The following is a 21,999-nucleotide window of genomic DNA, read 5'->3' as shown; positions in this document are numbered from 1 at the left end:
GTTTTTATTGTTGTCCAAGATGACGTGACACCACCGATGACTAATGACCACAACAAGGAGAATATTATGCGGGTCAATGTTGCGCCAAGAGATTTTTTGATGAATGTGCTGCAGGGCTCAGCACAAGCCATTCCGTTCGCGCTATTGCCCTATGCAATTTTAGCCGTATTTTTGCAGTTATTTCCAAATAATTCACTGGCTCAAGAGTTGCTGGTGGTGATTAAGGGCTTTCAGTTTTTAACGCCTATCATGACGGGGTTTTTGATTGCCAACCGATTTGGTTTAACCGCTCTGCAGCAAGCGGCTGTTGGTGGTGCGGCGATGATTGGCTCAGGCGCGGTGGCGTATGTCGGTGCGACTGTCGGCGGACAGGACTTGCATTTGTTTCAACTTGCTGGCATTGGTGATTTGATTAACACCATGCTGACGGCAGCGTTGGCGGTGTATATGATTATGCTGGTTGGTGACAAATTTGGTTCGCTTAATTTGATTTTGTTGCCGATTTTGATTGGTACAGGCATCGGTTATTTTAGTTATAAGGTCATGTTGCCACCTGTGTCACAGATTAACCACTTGATTGGTGAGGTGATCAACTCGTTTACCACGTTGCAGCCATTTATCATGAACTTATTGATTTGTATGGCATTCTCGCTGATTATTATCAGCCCGATTTCATCGATCGCTATCGCACTGGCGATTGGTTTGGATGGTTCGGCGGCAGGTGCAGCAGGTATGGGCGTAGCAACGTGCATGATTTATATGACGATCGCCACCGCGCTGAATAAAGAAAACAAAAAAGGCGTACCGATTGCCGTCGCATTGGGTGCGGTCAAGATGTTGATGCCTAACTTATTTAGATATCCTAAAATCATGATTCCGATTATGTTATCAGCGGCGATTACTTCAATCCCTGTGACGCTGTTTCATATCATCGGTACGCCGCAGTCTGGTGGGTTTGGTATCATTGGTATGGTCAGCCCGATTGCCTCGCTTGAAGGTGAAGGGATGTCTGTGCCGTTGATGTTGGTGTGCTGGTTGGTGATTCCGATTGTGGTGTCATTTGCCGTGCATTGGATTTTTGAGCATTATGTCAAAATCTATAGTGAAGAGGCGTATGTGTATCACGCCGAATAAGCGTTAATTTTAACAAAATTTAAGATAAAGGATAAAATTATGTTAGTTTATATCGCAGGTGCAGGCGCGATTGGTTGTAACATCGGCTTTCATTTACAAAAATATACCGACAGTGAGGTGATTTTACTTGATACATGGCAGGCGCATGTGGACGCGATCAACGCCCACGGGCTGACGGTAACGGGTAAAATCGAGGGGCATTTGCCTATGCGCGCCATGCAGCCAACTGAGGCAAGCGAACCTGCCGATTTGGTAGTGGTCATCACCAAAGCGCGCGACTTGGTCGCAATGATGGATGCCATCAAACCGATTATCACCGATAAAACCGAGCTGCTATGCCTACTTAACGGCATGGGGCATGAAGAGATTTTAAAACATTATGTTGATATGGCGCGGATCAATCTGGGCGTGACGATTTGGTCGGCAGGCTTGGGTGGCGCAGGTCAACTCAATGTGACAGGCATCGGTACGATTGATTTGCAAAATATCGGCGGCAATGAAACAACAGGGCAACAGATTGCCCAGCTATTGAACCAAGCGCATTTGCATGTGCATTATGATGACAACGTGCGTTGGGCAATTTGGCGCAAGATCGTATTTAATGGCATTGCCAACGCGCTGTGTACGATTTTAGAATGCACGGTTGGCGAGCTTGCCCACACCGATACCATCAAGGCGGTGGCAAAAGATATGGTGCTAGAGTACATTGCCGTTGCCAAGGCTGAGGGCGTAACGCTTGACTATGATGAAATGGTGACTTACTTAAAAGACAGTGCCGAAAGCATTGCAGGGCATCACCCGTCAATGTATCAAGATTTGATTATTCACAATCGCAAAACCGAGATTGATAACATCAACGGCGCGGTGGTCAAAAAAGGCGAAAAACACGGCATTTCTACCCCTGTCAATCGCCTATTGACTGAGCTTATACATACCAAAGAGCAGTTGCGCGGGGCGCGTTGATGGTATTTTGATATAACCTTTGCAAAATTGCGTCGTCGGCTTGATGGCGCAATTTTTTTAACTATGGCTCTTGGCTAGTTAATATAAGATGTGAGTTGAGGCATAAAAAAAACGCCAAACTATTGCTGATTTGGCGTAAAATTTCAATATATCAAGGAATTTTAAAATGGCGCAGCGGACGGGACTCGAACCCGCGACCCCCGGCGTGACAGGCTAAGCCTATGAAATAACCTTAAATTATATTAACAGTCATTATACGCTATAACACCCTATTCTTAAGGTTTTTATGAATATTCAACCAATGACTTTTAGCATAATTTAATGTGATTTTTGAAGGTAAATAATCAAATTTTTGGTCATTAATATGTATATAAAAATATACATTTATACTCTATATTCGTATATTTTTTTATACAATTTAAAAAGCTAGATTGTACAAATTTGTCTAAAAGAATGTGGTAAAAAGCCAGTATTCGATTCAAATACTGGCTTTTCGTAACAAACAAATTTCTGCTCAATTTAGGCTTTAAAAATTCTCACCTTTTGATTTCTCATATTGCTTATACAAGGCATCCCGTGTTATACCAAAAGCATTTGCATAATTTTCCGCTATCAGTTTTTCATCCGTCAAATCCATAAAAAAATGCTTTCCCAACTCATCATCAATATTATTCAATCCAAAAAAGCTAGCAGCTAAATATGGCATGTTCGCCGAACTCACCGCATTAAAAAAGTCACCCACAATAAATTTAGCAACTTTTTGCTCAAAGTCTTGCAGTGATTCGCCATTCTCAGGCGATAGAGCAATTAACGTTTTTTGGCTTTTTTTGTGTTTAATGCTGTTTTGGACAAACCACGGATTGAACACGCCAGCGACAATTTGGTAATTTCTGACTTCAGTATTAACACTGCCTTTTTTTGACTTCTTTTGAGATTTGTCTAATGCTGTAAAATAGATAGTTTGCGGTATCAGGGGATACTGGCGTTCACCGATTTCAGACAATTTTTTAATATAGTCATTGTCATAGCAATGAATAAAGCTTTGATACAGCTTCTCTGTGAGCGGATGCCAACTGATTTGTGACATTTGGGAGATGGCAATAATTGATTTTTTCATAATGGAGTTTTTCCAATTTGGATTGAATTTATTGTATAATATTTTATACATATTTTTCAATTGTTTCACCCATCATGATAAAAACAAAACTGGCAAAGTAGCTCAAAATTTGACGTTTATTAGCATCCTTGTTTTCCATAATAGCCAGTTTGACGATCGGCTGTCTTTTTCTTTGCTCAGTGTCATGATAACTCACATGATTTTTAGCCAGTTTTTTCCAAGTAGTTTGCCATTGCTTTTGCAAGACTTTCGGCTGGGCGGTGAGATGATGCACGCTTAGATAGGTATTTTCATTCATCTCCAAACAATTAACCGCCTTCATAAATTTTTGCAAATCATGAACATTGTCAAAATTTAACGTGGCATCAGACACCAAGCTATTGGTGAGAATATACATGACGAAAAATGCCAAATTTTCCTGATGTTTTGGGTTGTTAAAATGTTTTCGAAAATTTGTAATGAGTTTGGCGTTGATTTTTCCTTCAAACTCAGTTAATTTTTTGTTGTTTACCCATAAATTATCATCAATGAACAACCGTGATTTATGGTTTTTTGTGAAAAATCTTGTTTCTGTTTTGAGTTTATTTGCATTGCCTAGCCATTGATTAAACGTTTCGATAGGTACGTTAAAATAATTACGTTGAATTTCGAACTCTTCCGTACCAAAGCTTGATAGCAAAGCTTTTACCGTGTCAAAAGTGAATTTTTGTTTTTTCTGCTTGGACGCTTTGTTAATGATTTTAGTTTTTAACGCTGGCAATGGTTGGCATTTGATTTTGTTAAAAATATAGTCGTTAAATCGCTCTCGATGGTCGATAATATTCAGATTACGTCTTGGTATTGCCAACATATTTTTGGCTTGCTCGGTGGTCAATTGATAATCGCAATGCCATAGCAAAATACCAAGCATGATATCGGTAAAGTGAATATAGCTTTCAAAACTTACATTGGGATGGGCATGTCCTGCAAACCCTGCGATAGCATAATTGTCTTGATACGCCAATTTACTAAATATCGTCGTGATGATGTTTTTTGCTGTTTCTTTGTCATAAGGCATCAAAGCTTGTAACGCATCTATCGCAGGATGAGCCAAGTGAGTATAATCATCATCAGTCAAAAAACGCATCAATTGCAAATTACTGATACCGCTATGGCGTAGGCTATGCGTGCTGAGATTATATAGCCCTGTCACTTGCTGTAGTAGCATGGTTATTTGCTGTGAAAAACTGGACTTGAGTAACGGATGCCCGCTTTCTGTGGCTATCAGCGTCGTATGTTTACTGAGTTTTCGACTTTCATAAACCTGTCGTAATAGGTCAAACTCGCTTTGTAAAAGCATTAGTTGTATAAGCAATCGTCTTAGAGCTGATGTTGATTTGTTATTGGCTAATTGATTATCACGAATTTCGCAATATTCGAGCATGGGCGAAATTTCTTTGAGCCGCAACTTTGTAATCTCGCCAATTCGCATTCCTAAACGATGAGCCATTATCAAAGTGATTTTGAGATTATTTTTATCATGTTCGGTCAAATCCAACATATCGCAAGCAGCTAATACGGTTTGAAACATGGTTTCAGAGACATAGGCTGTCTTGTGGTGTTGTTTTGAGCCAGTGGACAGTGGGGCAATACTCACCGCATCAAAGTTAATTACTAAAAAACTATGAAAATCATCAATCAGCGTCGCCAAATCTTGCTTGGCGGATTCATTTTTTGCCAAATTTAGTAGTTCTTCATACAAGGCTTCATAGTCTTCTTCATCAAAACTATCAAGGTCTAATTCATCGGTAAGAGCCAACCAACGATTGGACAAGCGGTTACTATAAGTGTGGATACTGCTGGGTTTACAAGTTTTTTGCTTACTGGCTAACCACTGCACCAGTGCAAGCTCATTGGTTGGTGCATTGATTTGTTGTAATTCAGCAATGAGCAACTCAAAATTTTTGGCGAGCTGTGTTTTTCCCAGTTTTTGATTGTCCGGACTGTCAAAAAGCTTTTTGATTTTGATACTTAGTAGCTTGTTTTGGTTTTTCGTGGGCTTACTTTCATATTGTGGTAAAGCTGTAGCCAGCTTATTGATGTGAATTTGGGTGTTACGTCGATTTTGGCTTATCACTTGCCAATTGGCGAGTGGTAACGAGTATGATTTTGGTTTACCCTGCATGATTGCTAGCATCATTTCGCTAACATCAAAACCTTTAACATGTTCAAGGACATACAAAGCGGCATTTAGTTTCTTTTGTTGACTTGTTTGTTCAAAGGTATAGCGATTATCTAATAAAACACCTTGCAAGAGTATATCAAAATCTTGGCTATGACTAGCGTTTATATCCAATAACGTGATAAGACGTGCAGTGATGGGTGACAGAAATTTGAGTAATTGTGTTTGTTTGATATTGCCGACTTGCACATTCGTTGCAAATCCATCGATTTTTTCTGACTCGAATAGAATAAAAGGCAATTTGTGCAATTCATGAATCACGAGTTGTTTTTTAATAAGCTGATTGATAATATGCTGTAATACGGCTTTTTCAACAATACCATTTTGCAAGATTAATGATAATAAAACATCTTTTAAATCAATGGGTTTTGGTTTATTAAACCCCGTCAGCCAATCTTGATAAACTTGATACCATATCTTGCCATTTAAAAACCATTCTTGCGTTCTAAAATGCTCTGCTCGTTTTTCGATAACGATATAGCGTGGAAAGCTTATCGGTAACTCAAGCTCTTCTATTTTTTGTTGAGTAATTTGTACTGCTGCATTATAGGCATGGGCATAGTTACGAGCCGTCTTGCAAGCGTTATCAGCTTTTAGCGCTTTATCAAAACCTTTCCATTGCTTATCAAATATTGCTTGCGGGTCGTCAGCATTCGCCACTTTGCCCAAATCAATCATTTGTTCTGCAATTTTTTCAGCGGTTTTGATTGCCTTTTGTTGTTGCTTGGCAAGTTCTTGTCTGCGATTTTGCTCACGCAGCTCAATGCCTGATTTATCATCGCTATTCTGGTCTGACTCTGCCATTTCTTTACTCTTTATCCAAATTTATCCATTGGCATATATCGATAGCTTCAAATCCGTATTCAGCAAGTTTAGTGTTTATCAAGCTAGCCAAATCTCGAAGTTGTGAGCGTTTTAGCCCACTTGTGATATCAAAATAATCATATCCCAGCTCATCGGTATGTCCCATCCATGTACCTATGATGTCAGGGGTAAAATGATTGATATCATTAAACGCTTGCCCATACAAGCTCATGCCCGTGTTTTTTAACGAGCGAATATGATGTCGATACCAGTTCAACGGTAGGTTCGCATACTGTGCTATTCTCTGGGCTATCCAAGGATTATTTTGCTGCGATTCTGCAATGATTTGGTCATTTTCGATAGTCAAATATAAAATAATACCCTGCTGACTATGTAGTACCTTATCAAGTTCTTGAGCGACTATTTGCTGTTTACGGTAATAAAATTGGCTGTATTGATGCAGATAAGCAATGTAATTTTTGATTTGCAAAACTGCTATTTCTGGCAGATAAATAAATCGCCCAATACCATCATCCACACGGTTTTCTTTATCACTGATAAAATAGGCTGATGTATACACATCAATATCTTGTAGCCTACCAAATGTCTCAATCACAGGGCGATAGCCACTGCTAAGTCCCATCAAAATATACAGATAATCCATAAAAAAATTATGGCGTTCGACAAATTTTTCGGGCGTAACATCGGTGATTTTGAACAGGGCGAGCAGCTTGTCTTTTAAGGGTAAAATCCATTTATTTTTTAGCTTTTCTTCATTCAACAATAAAGCTGTACCCATTTGTGGATCGATATCATCACGATAAAATTCCTCATCTTCAGGCAATGCAACCAAATCTACCAACGCCAAGTCTTGATAATCGTGAATGGACAAATTATCAGCTTGTTCTTCTACATTGACCGTTTTTTGCAACGAGCTAAAAAGTGTTTGATGCGTATAAATCATATTCTTTTGTGACGCATTGATATATGATAAAGCCGCAGTTTGGTGAATCGGCTGCATACGGATTATATCTATGATTGCATTGTCTTCCCCTCGCCTGGTTAATGTTACTTTCAAATAATCCAATACTTTATTGAAGGATAAGCGAGTTTGATATGCTTTATTAATTTTTTTGAGATATTCAGTTGCTTGATTTTGCAGAGTAGAAACGTACTTTTCATCAAATTCATCTTTATCATCAAGATTAAAACTATTCGCAAACACATATAGCAACGTACTAACTTTTTCTGGAAAAAATAGATTTAATGACGATTTGTTTTTTTGGCTAAAGTCTTGGTTGAATCTATCGTCTAATACTGCTCTGGCTGGGGTAAAGCTAAATTCATATTTTGCAACATAGTAAGCATTTTGCCACCAGCTTTCAGTCTTAAAAATCTGGGTTGAACCACTCAACAACACAGCAAGTAGAAAAATACAGATTTGTTCTTTTTGTGACAGCTTTAGGCTTTCGTTATGCTCACTACTATCATCACTGTGCGAATAATCAATGTTTATTTGAGATAAAACGGCATACAATTCTTTGATAAGCGTGTCAATTTCATAATCAGACGCAACTCGTGTATCCGTAGATAGATACATACTTTTTTTTCGCATGGCGTCGCTTTGCTGCTTGGCTTTGATGATATCGACCGCAGGACTGATGCGTTTTTTTGGGGTAACTTGGTTATAAGCTTCCTTGATTTCATGCTGGGGTTCATTGATTTCTGTGTTATTAGTGACATCATTCTCGATATTTTCGTTAATCGTGGATAACGGTAGAACGACATCTCCTGTGATATCATCAGTAAAGCTCTCATTTTCTATAACTTCTGGCTCGATAGTTTCTGGTTTTGATTTTTTTTGTTTAACGATACCAGTATTTTGATTGACGTAATTGTCAACGGGCAAAAAGAATTGTTGAATTTCTTCTTTAATTTTAAAATTAACCAACTCGCTATCGGTTGCAGATTGAGTATCAATTCGCAACGTTGCACCCTTGCGTGGTTTACGCTCTCTTACCTTTTTTATATAGGCTTGCATGGCTTCAGTATTTTTCGATTGCCAAAAACCATACAAATCTGATTGTTTAATTTCATCCAAGGTTTTATGTAAGTCAAAAAGACTATCAAACTCGCTAATTGTCGGTAGAAAAGGTAACAGAAATTCACGATTTTTATCAGTTAGAAAGCGAGTATTATCTAGCGTATCATTTATTCGGCTGGTAAATTTTGTCAGCTTTGCCATTTCCAAACATAGCAATAGATAAGTTGCTCGATAGTCATTGACTTTATCATTTTGACCACGACTGGCGAGAAAGGCGATAAGTTGTCGTTTCTTTTTATCTCTTAGAATATTTTGATTTTGAATGCCATTCAATTCAATAGATTCGACTTGAGATTGGGATAATTGAGCGATTTTTTTATTGTTTTGGATAGTTAAAATCCATTGATTTACGCTATCAATAATCGGTTGAAAGTGAGAACTTTCTCCACTCACAAAGAACCGCAATTGACTGGCTCGTTCTAGTAACCACCTTAATTCTACGAATAATAATGGTAACTCGTCATGCTTGGCTTTGTCATAAAGCTCTTGATTCAACCAATGCGTTATTTGGCTTAAATTATGTAAATTATCTTCTTGGGTTGCATTGTCGCACATAGCTATAGATAACAAATGTTAAGATAATTGATTTTATCGCTTCATATTACTACATACAACATATAGTTCTTTATATTAACAAAAGCACAATAAATTGTATTTACATGAATAAACCCGCATCGCTGCGGGTTATTTCGAAAAACCATCACACAGTTATAAAAGACCTTTTTCTTTTAACACTTTATCTAATGCACTACCATCTTGCCGTGTCAAATTGGGTACAAAACGAGAATACACGGTAAATAGCATTTTACTGCTACTATGCCCAAGCTGTGACGCAATCCATTCGGGGGACTCACCTGCCGCTAGCCAAAGCGTGGCACAAGTATGCCTAGTTTGGTACGGGTTGCGTTTTTCAAGTTCTAAATATTGCAATAATGGATACCAAACTCGCTTGGTAATGTTGCGGTGATTGAGCGGTGAGCCATTTTTGCTACAAAACACAAATTCACTTTTACCATAGCTTATCGTCTTTTGGGCAAGCAGGGCATCATAGACCAATTGATTCATCTGTACGATACGGTTCGAACCTTGGGTTTTGGTTGCACCGATTTCACCATTGACAATTGCTTGATTGATGATAATTTGTCGGCGTTGAAAATCGACATTTTTCCAAGGCAGACCGTCTATCTCGCCTGTGCGTAACCCTGTGAAAAATCTAACGGTATAATAAGGCTTAAAGTCCGTTCGCACATTGTCCAAAATTTGCATTACTTCATCTAAATCAAAAGGCTGAATATCTGATTTTGGCACAGTCAATGGCTTGATATTTTTCCAAGGTGATTCAAATTCAAATCGCTCTGACGCTTCGTTGATGACCATCCGTAAAGGTGTCATAATATGGTTGATACGAGAAGCGGACAGCGGTTTGCCATCGTTACCGTTTTCTACCAACTGTCCACGAAACTTCATAATCAACGACTTTTTGATACAGTTCACCGCCATTTTGCCAAAAAAGGGATTCAGATAAATCCGAAAAATATCTTCCACATTCTGAATTTGCGAAGCTCGCCATTCAGGTTTTTTCTCTGTTATCCATAGCTTGGCAAAGTTGTCAAAACTCATAGATGCATCGTGATGGCTGTTGGTTTCTTTTATCAGCTCAAGCGATTGGAATTCCTCCAGTTTTTTGCTATTGGGAAAATACTTTTCATAACGAAATGTACCTAAGCTGATTTCAGCTTCCAGTTTGGTTACGAAATTCTCTAAGCGTTTACGGTTAGGCTTGGTATCTTCAAGCAACGTCATCTCTCGACAACGCTTGCCAAAATAGCGAAAATCAATATACAACTTGCCCGCACGGCTATTGATACTTGCCATATCACGCACCCCCTGCAACAAACGGAATGTCATCTTCATAGCCATTGAGCATTAAAGCTTCCACTTTTTGCCAAATGTATAAAATTTTGCGGCCTTGAAAAGGGCGAATATAATGCACGCCTTCGATAAACACCGCATCTTTAAGTTGGTTGCGAATGGTACGACTGTCGTATTTGATACGAGAAGCCAATTCATCGGTTGTCAGATAGGTATAATCCATAGTAAAATCCTCTGATAGGTTAAAGTGAACTGTAGATAAACCAAATTATCTCCTACAGAACATATCCTATGCTAAATTTTATTCTATTGCAAGATATTTTTATTTACAGTAGATTATTTTAATCTAGGAAAAACTATGCTGAAATGTAATCTCTCAAAAATCATGGGTGAAAAACGGCTAAAAATTGCCGATGTGGCTCGTGATACGGGTATCAATCGTGGCACAATTACTCGCATTTATAATGAAGAAGCCACTCGTATTGAATTGGAAGTGGTAGAAAAATTGTGTGAATATTTAGAGATTGGAGTCGGTGAACTCTACGAAATAGTCAAAGAATAAAATCTCCAAAAGAAAATATTTATCTCCTATAGATAAAAATATCTTGCATTAAGTTATTTTTATGCTATGATTTGTTCTACAGAAGGTTATTTTGCTTCTGTGAAAATACAAATTAACCAACAGGAGATAGACTATGTATTTTAATTTTCCACATCCATCCGTTTGGCTGTCGCTCGAAGCGATTAAATTGTCTGATGAGCTTATTGCTACGCTTGAAATCCAACAAGGTGCTGGCTTGGCGGAAATGCTCAATGTGAACAAAATTTTTTACAACCATGAAGCGGTACGCATTTGGGTACAGCGAGAGTTAGATAATGGCTTACCATATTACAATCGTATTGGCGAGTTGGGCAGCCGTTTTATGGCGTGTGTTAATCCGCATGACGAATGGCTTTGTAATGAGCAGATTGATTATCCGTTAGGTTGGTAAACTGCTCAATAAAAAAAGAAAACCCCATTTTTTAATGGGGTTTTTGTTTAAAGATTTGATTTATGAAGTTTGCAAAACTTTTTCTAATGATGGTTGCTGACCTTCAGCTAAAAAATCAATGGCTTTTTTGAATAGTCGTGCCCGTTCTAATTTAAATGCTTCAAAATCCGCAGTGACTTTCTCGGTCAATGCGTCACCCACTAAACCTTCGTAATGAGCTTTACTAAGAGAATCGTAAGGTATTAAATGACTTTTTAATCTTTCCTTGACCGCTTCTTCGTCAGAGAGTTCAACACGTTCTTTCAAGTAAATTAATGGGTCAGCTCGTCCGATTGTACGATTAGTCTTCCACGTAATTAATGCACAATTCATGGCAAAATAACTATCAGCTTCTTCGTTGCTTTCTTTTATTAACGCATCTGGAAATAAATGGTGATATTCTCGTTTTGTAATATTGTCTGCGTCAACACGGCGATTATCTGCAAAATCATTGGCACCAAAGTAATTACTGATAGCAAGTAGCCCTCTTGCTTCTATGCTGGTGCTTTTTGGCCATTTAGCACTAGCGATTTTTTCTATGGGCATCAATGGATAATTTTCACGATTTAAAATCGGTACCGAGCTATAATCATCTTCGGTAAATTCTGGATTTTGCAACAATCTTTTTAATGCTTTATAGTCAGCATAGGCTCTTGTTGCGGCGGCGTTTTCATAACGATTGGTAAAAAATGCTGTCCACAAATAGGCTTTCAATAGTTTTTCAGCTTTAGCGACAAAATCGCCATGCTCGGGTATTATATTATATACCGCTGCAATGACTGCCAATACAGCATTGGTAGGCAGACGCTGTTTATCAAATACATTTTGGCTACGTAATAACTTAGCCATTTTCTGTAAGCCACTAGTCAGTTGACCCCAATTAGCTAGCATCTGCTGTTTATCCATTTCAATCATGCCTTGGTTGTTAGGCAACTTATCTTGTAATAAAGCAGAGGTCGATAATATTAAACTTCGCATATCACTATACTGCGACGCCTCTGGCACATTCTCAGCAAGTTCATCTTCTAAATCATGCAATGATGAGCCCGACACACTTTCAATCTCTGCAACAATAATATCGAATAAACTCAGTGGTTTACTATTGGTATTCATATTGATGAATACTTGCAATGCCACTTCTTTTGGCGTTGAGGACGGTAAGGAAAGATAAGGTAAGTTATAGTGAGTCACTCTTTCACGAAGCTGAGTGATAATGCTTTTTAACCTCTCCTTTTCTTTGGTAAATTGCATAAATTTTTGAATAAATTCTTCGGGTGGGGAAGTATCCTGTTTAGGTTCAGTCAATGCCTGGTTCAACCATTCATCTAGTTCGCTAGTTATATCTCCTGGGCGTAATAGATTGACTGGTACAAAACCTCTTTCGAGCATCTGTGCTGGAATATCTGCCCATAATGGCATCTTCCGACCATTCTTATCGTACCAACGTCCAATGACATGCACTTCCATTTTATCGCTTGATTTTTGTTCTTTTTTATCAAATTCAGGAATATAAACTACATATGTTTCATAGTCATAATTGTTATGAATGGCTCGCCAAAATGCGGTCAATCGCTGTTGCCCATCAAGTAAATGTTGATTAACCGTCACCGTATGATTTTTGGGTTCTGCAGTCTTAATAAAACGAGAAACAAATTTTTCATCACCAGCAACTTCTAGACACAGTGCCACGCCTACAGGTAAATTGTTAATCACCGTATTTAAAAAACTGGTAATACGACTTCTATCCCACGCTTCAAAACGCTGAAATCTTGGTAACTTTACTGAGCCTTGCTCAATATTTTGATACCAAACGCCCAATGTACGGTCTTGGGCTTTACTTGAGTTTTGCATAATGGTCATACTAATTTCCTTATATTTCAATAGGTATGTATTTTAATTTTCTAACTCACTTAACACCGCTCGAAAGCTCGCCAGCCCTGCCTCAATATTCTCGATGATATCATTGGCAAGCTCTTCAGGCTCTGGCAAGTTATCAAGGTCAGTCAGTGAGTTATCTTTAAGCCAGAAAATATCTAAACTAGTTTTATCTCGCTTCTTAATGTCATCAATGCTAAATTTCCGCCAGCGTCCGTCTGGATTGGTTTCGGCATGGTAGGTTTCCTTGCGGTCATGGCGGTTTTTGGGATTGTAGCAATCGATAAAGTCTTGCAAATCCGCCAATGTCATCGGCTTTTTCTTGAGTGTGTGGTGGATGTTGGTGCGGTAGTCATAAATCCACACCTCTTTGGTGACGGCTTGTTCTTGAGCGGTATGGTTGTCAAAAAACAGCACGTTTGCTTTTACCCCATTGGCATAAAAAATCCCTGTCGGTAAACGTAGAATGGTATGCAAGTCGGTCTTTTCAAGTAAGTTTTTACGCACGGTTTCGCCTGCCCCACCTTCAAACAGTACGTTATCAGGCACGACCACGCCCGCCTTACCTGTTTGTTTGAGCATGGTGTAGATATGCTGTAAAAAATTGACTTGTTTGTTAGACGTGGTCGCCCAAAAATCTTGGCGATTATAGACAAAATCTTCTTTTTCCAGTTCGCCTTCTTCGTTGGTGATGGTCATGCTACTTTTTTTGCCAAATGGCGGATTGGCAAGTACCATATCGACAGGTTGCTTGGGTGGCGACACCAAGGCATCGAGCGAGCTAATCGGACTTTCACCGCCCATTTCGCCAATGCCATGCAAAAATAGATTCATCAAACACAGTCTGCGAGTGTTGGCGACGATTTCATTGCCCGAAAAGGTTTCGTGTTTGAGTTTCTGCTTGGCTTCGGTGTCTAGGGTCTTATCGCTGTGAGTAATGTAGTCATAGGCAGAGAGCAAAAATCCGCCTGTACCGCACGCAGGGTCGGCAATGGTCATGCCGATTTTGGGTTGCATACAGTGGACAATGGCTTGTATCAAGGCTCTGGGGGTAAAGTATTGCCCTGCCCCCGATTTGGTGTCTTCGGCGTTTTTCTCGAGTATGCCTTCGTAGATATCGCCTTTGACATCGCTACCGAGTTTTGCCCAGCTGGTTTCGTTTATCATGTCGATTAGACGTGATAGTTTGGCGGGGTCTTGGATTTTGTTTTGGGCTTTGGTGAAGATTTGCCCGAGTAAGCCTGATTTTTTGCTTAAGTTTCGCAGTAATGTTAGGTAATGGGCTTCTAGCTCACTGCCTGTTTTGCTGGTTAGGCTTTGCCAGTTGTATTCGGTGGGTATGCCGATATCTTTTTTGTAGAGCGGTTGGCTGTATTCGTGTGCCATTTTTAGAAAAATCAGGTAGGTGATTTGTTCTAGGTAGTCGCCGTAGCTGACGCCGTCATCTCGGAGCATGTGGCAAAAGTTCCACACCTTTGAGACGATGGCTTGGCTTTGGTTGTTTTGGGTGGTGGGTTTTTTGTCGTTTGCGGTTTGGGTTGTCATGGGTCACTCTGATTTTTTTACTTATCATCAATGTTAATGTCGGGCAATGGGCGTATGCGATACGCCCCTACGATTCTTTGGTTTTGGCTTTTGACTTGGCTTTTGGTTGTTTGTTGGCTTTGGCTTTGCTTTTGGTTGCCGTTTGGGCTGTTTGTTTGGCTAGGCGTTCGGCTTTGATTTGGTCGAGTAGTTGGCTGGCTGGTGGGTCGGTTGGGTCTTGGGGGGCGAGTTTGCCTTGGAATGCTTTGTGTAAGATGGCGGATTTTAACAGTTTGGCTTTTTCAAGTTGAATGCTAATCTCACTCACACTTTTTTCAACTTCTGAAAGTTTTTCATCTAATATTTCAATTACTTGATTTTGTTCTTCAAGCGTTGTCAAAGGTAAAATCAAATTACTAACTTTTGATAGACTTAAGGTATGCAAGCCTGCTGTTGAACTGGCAACTTCAACAATACGCTTTCTACCCAAAGGCGACATCAAAAAATACAAAATAAATTTCGGATTGGCATAGTTGTATGCCCTAGATTTAATTAAGTGATTTTGGTGATAACAAGGACTAATTTCATCATTCCAAATTGCAACTCGTCCTATTTGCTCAATACTCCCGTTGCCTTCAACAATTAACAAATCATCTTTTTGTAATAAGGTTCTCGGTTTTTCGCTCTCTTGAATGCCAATTTGACTTATTTCATCAAGGCGTAATTCGTTTGCATAAACGTTGGCAACTCTTAAATATGGCACTTGTTCAGCAAAAGTATGACGTTTAGAATTTTTTGTTAAACCACCAGAAATTTCAGATAAATCATCCAAATAAAAATTTTTCCAAGTTAATGGTAAATTCGATAAGTTTTCAATTAATCGAATTTCATCCAATTTAGTCGGCTTTGTTGGCTTTTTACCATTTTTGCCGTTATTTTCCCAAGCCTTTACGGCTAATTCCCAATCTTTGATTTGCTTATCATAATGGGCTTGGCGGGCGGTTTGGATTTGCTCAATGAGTTCATCGGCGGTGGGTAATGGCTTGCCGTTTTTGCTCTCATAATCGGCTCGCCATTGGGCGGTGAGTTTGCCTTCAAAGGCGTGTTTGAGTAACGACTGGCGATAGCGTTCAAGCTGAGTTTTGGCTTTGCTAAGGCTTTCAACGCCAGCGTCAATCTCGCTAAAGAGCGTTTCTATCTTCTCAACAATGCGGTTTTGTTCATTGATTGGGGGTATGGGAATTTCAATTTCTTCAAACTTTCCTTTGGTAATATGAACCATTCCCATACCATGAGTTTTGGCTAGAATATCACTGGAAATTTGTTTCAAAAGATAAAAAATAAACTTTTTACTGATGTTGGCAAAAGGTTTTACGTTAAAAATATGTTGATTTAAAAATGCGTCCGCACCATTCCAAATATAACTATCTAATGAAGCTGACCAAGAATAAAGTAAATCACCATTTTTAACGTGATACTTTTCCTCTATATTTCCATCATAAAAATTAAAGTTAGCATTAGGATTATTTAGATTTTGTATGCGAATAATTGGCTTTCCTTCAGTTAGCCACTCTGTCGGTTTAAACGCTCTACCATTTACATATTCAGCAATATTACCTAAGGTTGTTACTTCCCAACCAGACTTTAAATCATTCATTTATTAAGCAACCAATTCCAAATTAATTTCATCAAGCAACGCATAAAAATCCTGCCCATCGCTCAACACATCATACGCCTCACCCAGCCCACCAAACTGATTAAACGGCGTCAGCTCAAAATCCGCCTCCGTAATCGCAAACGACGTCATAATATGGTCACGAATCATCTGCAACCACTCAACCTGTGCAGGGGTAAACGCCTGTTTACTTCTGGCATTGTGAGCAAAAATCCACCGCTGAAAATTATTCCGCACCACATGGGCAAACGGCGTTATTTTATCATCAATCCCCACCACACGCCGTATCAAACTGACCAAAGCCGTCAGATCATCCGTCGGGCCGTCCTTCACTTCATCGAGCAACGCATACGCTTGCCAAATCTGATGAATCGCCAAATTGGGACGTTCTGCTTTGATACTGGCAAGCAAGTCTTTAATCATCGCAAAACTCAACGCTTGCCGACGCTGTGGCTGATTATAAAAAATCTGCAACGCCGTAATCTCGTCTTTGTGGCTCTCTATCAATTCTTTAAACGACGCAATCCGCTCATGGGCGACACTTTCTTGGTCTTTGGCAAAACCTTTATCGATGACTTTATCAATCGTAGGATCGATTTTTTGCTCAGAGACCTTGCGGATATCATCAAGCGTGTTGATAAGTTCCATTGAAAGCGGTTTTGTCGCTTCTTTGACACGCTGTTTTTGGGCTTTTTTGAGCGATTTTTCCGAAGGTGTGCCGTCAATATCAATACCTTCAAGCTGACAAGCATCTTGATGAACGCCATCGGCATCAATCGCTTGGAATAGATTTTTGACAATCGTTTGTAAGTCGATGCCACCTGTGATTTTGGCAATCGCTTGCTGTTGGGCAGGCTCAAGCATCGTATTGATACGGCTTAGACGACTGGCAAGCGAGCTGATACTGTCGGTATCGTATTTCCCGCCAAATACCACATCTTTGCCCAACGCCACAAAGCTGACGGTTTTTTTGGTATCCAGTTGGGTACTGGCGGTTTTGAGTGACTTGGTCACGCCAATGGCATCGACAATCACATAATGGGTTTTGGCGGTGGTAGCATCAGGCGTGACTTTTTGCAAACCTTCTTTATCAAGGGTGCGTGTGCCACGCCCTTTCATCTGCTCAAAGTAGTTGCGACTTTTGACATCTCGCATAAACAGCAAACACTCAAGCGGACGCACGTCGGTGCCTGTGGCTATCATATCCACGGTGACCGCAATTCTGGGGTTATAACTGTTGCGAAAGTTGGACAGCAAGGTTTTGGGGGCTTCGCCGTGTTCGATGATATTGCCATCGGCATCAAGTTGGTCATCTTGGGCTTTATAAGTGATTTTTTTGCAAAACTCATTGCCCTTGCCAAACTCTTCTCGCACGATATGGATAATATCATCGGCGTGGCTGTCATTTTTGGCAAAAATCAGCGTCTTTGGCACGTTTTCACGATTGGGGAAAATCGTGGGCAAACTGTCTTTAAAGGTTCGGATAATAGTGCGAATTTGACTGGGATTGACCACATCATTGTCTAGCTGTTTGGCGGTGTAGGCTTCGTCTTGGTCTTGCTGTTGCCAACGTTTTCTCCGTGTCAGCTTTTCTCGGTGTTCGATGAGTTCTTTGGCTGCAAGCTTACCGCCTTGTTTGCTGATTTCGGTTTCGATTAAATACACTTCATTACCCACATTAACCCCATCGGCGACGGCTTGCTCGTGGGTGTATTCACTCACCACATTTTGGTTAAAAAAGCCAAAGGTGCGGTTATCTGGCGTGGCGGTTAGCCCAACCAAAAACGCATCAAAATAGTCTAATACTTGTCGCCACAGGTTATAAATCGAACGGTGACATTCGTCAATAAAGATAAAATCAAAAAATTCGGGCGGTAAGTTGGCTTGATAACTCACAGGTAACGGCTGTTTTTGACCGTTTTCCCACGCTTCTAGCTGTTCTGGGTCATCGGGTATCGTGTCTATCGCTTCACCTTTAAGCAACGAATACATCCGTTGAATGGTGCAAATATAAACTTGCAGACCGTCTGGAACGTGGCTGTTTTTGATGATTTGCACGTTGTAGAGTTCGTTAAACTTGCGGTTGTCATCCATCGGCGTGAATACCGACATCTCTTGCTCGGCTTGCTCACCCAAGTTTACCGTATCCACCAAAAACAAAATACGGCGTTTGCCTGTGTATTTGAGCAGACGATACATAATGCTAATGGCGGTAAACGTCTTGCCTGCCCCTGTCGCCATCTGAATCAAGGCTCGTGGGCGAGCATCAGCAAACGATTGCTCCATATTGGTGATGGCAACTTCTTGGCATTCTCGTAAGCCTAATTCATTGGCATCGATGTGATTGGGGTTAAGAGGTGGGATGGTTTGCAGTTTTTGGCGGAGTGTGGCGTTGCCTTCGTTATACCATTTGAGCAACGTTTGCGGACGGTGAAAGCTAAACACTTCTCGTGAGCGTGGCTGTGGGTCGTTACGATTGGTAAAGCGAGTAATCACGCCTGTGCTTTCGTACAAAAAGGCGATATCGGCTTCATCGATATGCTTTAGCTCGCTGGTGGCATAGCGTTCGCTTTGTTCTTCGACGGTTGAGATTTTTTGCCCATAGTTTTCTTCTTTGGCTTCGATGATGGCGACTGGCTCACGGTCAACAAAGAGCAAATAATCGGCTACGCCATCACTGGTGGGATATTCTCTGACAGCAATGCCTAGCCCTGCCGTTGGATTGAATGACTTCATGTCTTGGACTATCCAACCAGATTGCTCAAGCAAGCGGTCGATATTGTCCCTTGCTCGCTGTTCGGGGTGCTGGTTATTGGTTGTGTTATAGGGCTGATTTTCTGTAGTCATATAAGAAAAGTGCGGAAAGTAGAGAGTGAATGAATAGTTTTAATTACTCAACACAATAGCAGAATTTGGCGGGATTTTCATTAGATGAATGGGGATTTTAGGGTGTTTTGTTGAATTTTGGGGTAGCTAATTTGCATTGGGTATTTATTCTCTACATTTCGCCTTAATAGCCAACTGTTTGCATTGGTTATAAAGAAAATTATCCATGACTTGTTTGTTATGAATGAATTGTATGTGTTCATTAAATACCAAAAAGTTTTTTATTGTTAAACTCTCATCATTATTGAGTTTTAAATCTTTAGAGTCTAATACCCGATAAAGTTCTTGTAATTTTTCAGCATTTTGAACCTTTGAAAAATTCGTATTTTCATATTTTTCACGATTTCTCAATGACAACATTAAATAGTGGGAATCTAGAAAAAATTTATATTTTGATAATTCGTTAAAATTTAATGCTTTCAAACTTTCTATAAGTGCCTGTAGTTTCATTAGATTGTTTGTGGTGTGCGTATCGCTACCTAAAATTGTCTGAATCTTATGTTCTTGCTTATCTGCTAGCTTTTGCTGTATGAGAACACCCCAACCGCCTTTTTGGGTAGCAGTACTGTATGTGCCTGTCGTATATATATTTATTTCATTCATAGGTTATCTTTCCTAAATAATAATTTCAATTATAGCCATGTTTTTCACTTCGAGCATAGCTCTCGTCTTGCGAGCGGGATTTGCGTACTTTGCAAAATCAGTCTTAATCCCCTAGGAATCGGGGAAGGCTTTGAACTACAATGAAGTTCACTTTGTGAGAGATATCAATGGGTCTTAATCCCCTAGGAATCGGGGAAGGCTTTGAACCGACGACGCGCGCGAAAGCTTAGCGAAAGAAATGTCTTAATCCCCTAGGAATCGGGGAAGGCTTTGAACGTATACGGTAATTAGCCACGCGACTGCTGACGTCTTAATCCCCTAGGAATCGGGGAAGGCTTTGAACGTATACGGTAATTAGCCACGCGACTGCTGACGTCTTAATCCCCTAGGAATCGGGGAAGGCTTTGAACCCAAGGCCGAGGCGGTGAAAGCCGCTAAAGTGCGGTCTTAATCCCCTAGGAATCGGGGAAGGCTTTGAACCCTATTTCGTGGATAGTTGCTCGGACTATCTCTGTCTTAATCCCCTAGGAATCGGGGAAGGCTTTGAACTTAGAAAACGCGCGTGGTTATCAAAATCATGTCGCGTCTTAATCCCCTAGGAATCGGGGAAGGCTTTGAACGGCTAAAGGCTTGTATGGTGTCCTAAGCCCAGCTGTCTTAATCCCCTAGGAATCGGGGAAGGCTTTGAACATAGACGGGTGGTTAACGGACTATAACACTATTGCGTCTTAATCCCCTAGGAATCGGGGAAGGCTTTGAACCAACAAAAGGGGATACGCTATGCGTAAAATCAGGTCTTAATCCCCTAGGAATCGGGGAAGGCTTTGAACTGTGGGGCGCCTATTCACGCGCTTGGAATGCGATAGTCTTAATCCCCTAGGAATCGGGGAAGGCTTTGAACTTAAGCACCTACGCGGCGATATCGTCGTTTTTATGTCTTAATCCCCTAGGAATCGGGGAAGGCTTTGAACCACAACCTCCTTATCAGTACCTGACCAATGGTCGTCTTAATCCCCTAGGAATCGGGGAAGGCTTTGAACGAAGTTTTGGTAGCTCAGCCAGAACACCTGTTCGTCTTAATCCCCTAGGAATCGGGGAAGGCTTTGAACAATTTTTGACATGTACTAGAAACGGTACAACTAGGTCTTAATCCCCTAGGAATCGGGGAAGGCTTTGAACGCACGCGCGACGTGGTAGCCGCGATTGCGGTTGGTCTTAATCCCCTAGGAATCGGGGAAGGCTTTGAACACTGATGAAGAGATTACTAAATGAAATTAGTAGTGTCTTAATCCCCTAGGAATCGGGGAAGGCTTTGAACTGCCAATGCCGATGAGGCAGAACGCAAAATCTATGTGTCTTAATCCCCTAGGAATCGGGGAAGGCTTTGAACCTAACGTGACTAGCAAAGGGGTCTCTTTGTCTGTGTCTTAATCCCCTAGGAATCGGGGAAGGCTTTGAACTTTGCTGGTCGTTTGGTCACAGAGGTAAGCTGTGAGTCTTAATCCCCTAGGAATCGGGGAAGGCTTTGAACTTTAAAAGGAGTATGATAATTAGTATTAGTAGTATGTCTTAATCCCCTAGGAATCGGGGAAGGCTTTGAACAGGTGTAGCTTCTACATCTGTGACTGGCGGATTGTCTTAATCCCCTAGGAATCGGGGAAGGCTTTGAACTCGCGCCAATTCAGGTCCTCGTTCAGCGATGTAGTCTTAATCCCCTAGGAATCGGGGAAGGCTTTGAACCTACCTAAGTGAAGACTTTAATCTAAAAGAACAAGTCTTAATCCCCTAGGAATCGGGGAAGGCTTTGAACCGTACTCTTTTCATTGGAGTTAAAAAGCAACTGTGTCTTAATCCCCTAGGAATCGGGGAAGGCTTTGAACAACCACTTTATCATCACCTAGAAAACGCAAGGGGTCTTAATCCCCTAGGAATCGGGGAAGGCTTTGAACGTATTCCTGTGTATGTGTCAAATAAGGCTGTATTAGTCTTAATCCCCTAGGAATCGGGGAAGGCTTTGAACTGCAACGACGGTCATCTTCACCAAACCGAACCAGTCTTAATCCCCTAGGAATCGGGGAAGGCTTTGAACCACCACTTCCCGCGAGGCGGTGATGTTGCATGCGTCTTAATCCCCTAGGAATCGGGGAAGGCTTTGAACATACAAAAGTTTTAAACTATCATCAACAGTTA

Annotated in this window: 14 protein-coding genes and 1 CRISPR repeat array; of the genes, 4 read left to right on the top strand and 10 right to left on the bottom strand. The window is 40.5% G+C overall.

Features of this window, described 5'->3' with window-relative positions; all coding sequences use genetic code 11:
- Positions 1-66: 66 nt before the first annotated feature.
- Positions 67-1,134: a PTS sugar transporter subunit IIC gene (locus MA2_RS08875; RefSeq protein WP_067059025.1), complete on the top strand. Its 1,068-nt coding sequence runs from the start codon at positions 67-69 to the stop codon at positions 1,132-1,134.
- Positions 1,135-1,173: 39 nt separating this feature from the next.
- Complete coding sequence (locus MA2_RS08870; protein ID WP_067059010.1) at positions 1,174-2,097, top strand: 2-dehydropantoate 2-reductase; 924 nt, start codon at positions 1,174-1,176, stop codon at positions 2,095-2,097.
- Between the two features lie 526 nt (positions 2,098-2,623).
- On the opposite strand, the gene MA2_RS08865 is transcribed toward MA2_RS08870, so the two are convergent.
- The 5 genes from MA2_RS08865 to MA2_RS08845 form a co-directional block, all read right to left on the bottom strand.
- Entirely contained in the window at positions 2,624-3,214 is a 591-nt protein-coding gene (locus MA2_RS08865; protein WP_050323918.1) for a hypothetical protein, read from the bottom strand.
- A gap of 43 nt (positions 3,215-3,257) precedes the next feature.
- Complete coding sequence (locus MA2_RS08860) at positions 3,258-6,239, bottom strand: tyrosine-type recombinase/integrase (protein ID WP_067059008.1); 2,982 nt, start codon at positions 6,237-6,239, stop codon at positions 3,258-3,260.
- A 4-nt stretch (positions 6,240-6,243) separates the two neighbouring features.
- Positions 6,244-8,898 (bottom strand): hypothetical protein, encoded by a 2,655-nt coding sequence (locus tag MA2_RS08855; protein ID WP_115254039.1) that lies wholly within the window; start codon positions 8,896-8,898, stop codon positions 6,244-6,246.
- A gap of 153 nt (positions 8,899-9,051) precedes the next feature.
- A complete protein-coding gene (locus MA2_RS08850; RefSeq protein ID WP_067059006.1) occupies positions 9,052-10,218 on the bottom strand; it encodes an Arm DNA-binding domain-containing protein in 1,167 nt (388 codons plus the stop codon).
- A gap of 1 nt (position 10,219) precedes the next feature.
- Positions 10,220-10,438 (bottom strand): hypothetical protein, encoded by a 219-nt coding sequence (locus MA2_RS08845; RefSeq protein WP_067059005.1) that lies wholly within the window; start codon positions 10,436-10,438, stop codon positions 10,220-10,222.
- 135 nt (positions 10,439-10,573) lie between these two features.
- Between MA2_RS08845 and MA2_RS08840 the strand changes: the two genes are divergently transcribed.
- Both MA2_RS08840 and MA2_RS08835 read left to right on the top strand, forming a co-directional pair.
- Entirely contained in the window at positions 10,574-10,777 is a 204-nt protein-coding gene (locus MA2_RS08840) for a helix-turn-helix domain-containing protein (RefSeq protein ID WP_050323913.1), read from the top strand.
- Positions 10,778-10,910: 133 nt separating this feature from the next.
- Complete coding sequence (locus MA2_RS08835) at positions 10,911-11,207, top strand: hypothetical protein (protein WP_067059004.1); 297 nt, start codon at positions 10,911-10,913, stop codon at positions 11,205-11,207.
- A 60-nt stretch (positions 11,208-11,267) separates the two neighbouring features.
- Here the strand turns inward: MA2_RS08835 and MA2_RS08830 are convergent, their stop codons facing one another.
- From MA2_RS08830 to MA2_RS08810, 5 genes are all read right to left on the bottom strand, one after another.
- Positions 11,268-13,106, bottom strand: coding sequence for a DUF262 domain-containing protein (locus MA2_RS08830; protein WP_067059003.1), 1,839 nt, complete (start codon positions 13,104-13,106; stop codon positions 11,268-11,270).
- A 33-nt stretch (positions 13,107-13,139) separates the two neighbouring features.
- Positions 13,140-14,666 (bottom strand): class I SAM-dependent DNA methyltransferase, encoded by a 1,527-nt coding sequence (locus MA2_RS08825; protein ID WP_067059002.1) that lies wholly within the window; start codon positions 14,664-14,666, stop codon positions 13,140-13,142.
- A 67-nt stretch (positions 14,667-14,733) separates the two neighbouring features.
- The gene (locus MA2_RS08820) at positions 14,734-16,302 is read right to left on the bottom strand and encodes a restriction endonuclease subunit S (RefSeq protein WP_067059001.1); all 1,569 of its coding nucleotides are present in this window, start codon (positions 16,300-16,302) and stop codon (positions 14,734-14,736) included.
- A gap of 3 nt (positions 16,303-16,305) precedes the next feature.
- Positions 16,306-19,167 (bottom strand): type I restriction endonuclease subunit R, encoded by a 2,862-nt coding sequence (locus MA2_RS08815; RefSeq protein WP_067058999.1) that lies wholly within the window; start codon positions 19,165-19,167, stop codon positions 16,306-16,308.
- Positions 19,168-19,311: 144 nt separating this feature from the next.
- Positions 19,312-19,809, bottom strand: a complete 498-nt coding sequence (locus MA2_RS08810) for an RNase H family protein (RefSeq protein WP_067058989.1) — start codon at positions 19,807-19,809, stop codon at positions 19,312-19,314.
- Positions 19,810-19,909: 100 nt separating this feature from the next.
- Positions 19,910-21,967: direct repeats of the CRISPR family, unit length 36 nt; unit sequence GTCTTAATCCCCTAGGAATCGGGGAAGGCTTTGAAC.
- Positions 21,968-21,999: the final 32 nt, after the last annotated feature.

Origin of the sequence: Moraxella atlantae NBRC 14588 (assembly GCF_001591265.1) — a bacterium.
In the GTDB taxonomy this organism is placed as follows: Bacteria; Pseudomonadota; Gammaproteobacteria; order Pseudomonadales; family Moraxellaceae; genus Faucicola; species Faucicola atlantae.
This window is presented reverse-complemented; position numbering and strand designations above follow the sequence as displayed.

What these genes read in the sequence shown, in the direction of transcription:
- MA2_RS08870 (WP_067059010.1), top strand. Translation starts at nt 1,174, where the DNA reads ATGTTAGTTTATATCGCAGGTGCAGGCGCGATTGGTTGTAACATCGGC.
- MA2_RS08860 (WP_067059008.1), bottom strand. Translation starts at nt 6,239, where the DNA reads ATGGCAGAGTCAGACCAGAATAGCGATGATAAATCAGGCATTGAGCTG.
- MA2_RS08845 (WP_067059005.1), bottom strand. Translation starts at nt 10,438, where the DNA reads ATGGATTATACCTATCTGACAACCGATGAATTGGCTTCTCGTATCAAA.
- MA2_RS08850 (WP_067059006.1), bottom strand. Translation starts at nt 10,218, where the DNA reads ATGGCAAGTATCAATAGCCGTGCGGGCAAGTTGTATATTGATTTTCGC.
- MA2_RS08840 (WP_050323913.1), top strand. Translation starts at nt 10,574, where the DNA reads ATGCTGAAATGTAATCTCTCAAAAATCATGGGTGAAAAACGGCTAAAA.
- MA2_RS08815 (WP_067058999.1), bottom strand. Translation starts at nt 19,167, where the DNA reads ATGACTACAGAAAATCAGCCCTATAACACAACCAATAACCAGCACCCC.
- MA2_RS08820 (WP_067059001.1), bottom strand. Translation starts at nt 16,302, where the DNA reads ATGAATGATTTAAAGTCTGGTTGGGAAGTAACAACCTTAGGTAATATT.
- MA2_RS08825 (WP_067059002.1), bottom strand. Translation starts at nt 14,666, where the DNA reads ATGACAACCCAAACCGCAAACGACAAAAAACCCACCACCCAAAACAAC.
- MA2_RS08855 (WP_115254039.1), bottom strand. Translation starts at nt 8,898, where the DNA reads ATGTGCGACAATGCAACCCAAGAAGATAATTTACATAATTTAAGCCAA.
- MA2_RS08830 (WP_067059003.1), bottom strand. Translation starts at nt 13,106, where the DNA reads ATGACCATTATGCAAAACTCAAGTAAAGCCCAAGACCGTACATTGGGC.
- MA2_RS08835 (WP_067059004.1), top strand. Translation starts at nt 10,911, where the DNA reads ATGTATTTTAATTTTCCACATCCATCCGTTTGGCTGTCGCTCGAAGCG.
- MA2_RS08810 (WP_067058989.1), bottom strand. Translation starts at nt 19,809, where the DNA reads ATGAATGAAATAAATATATATACGACAGGCACATACAGTACTGCTACC.
- MA2_RS08865 (WP_050323918.1), bottom strand. Translation starts at nt 3,214, where the DNA reads ATGAAAAAATCAATTATTGCCATCTCCCAAATGTCACAAATCAGTTGG.
- MA2_RS08875 (WP_067059025.1), top strand. Translation starts at nt 67, where the DNA reads ATGCGGGTCAATGTTGCGCCAAGAGATTTTTTGATGAATGTGCTGCAG.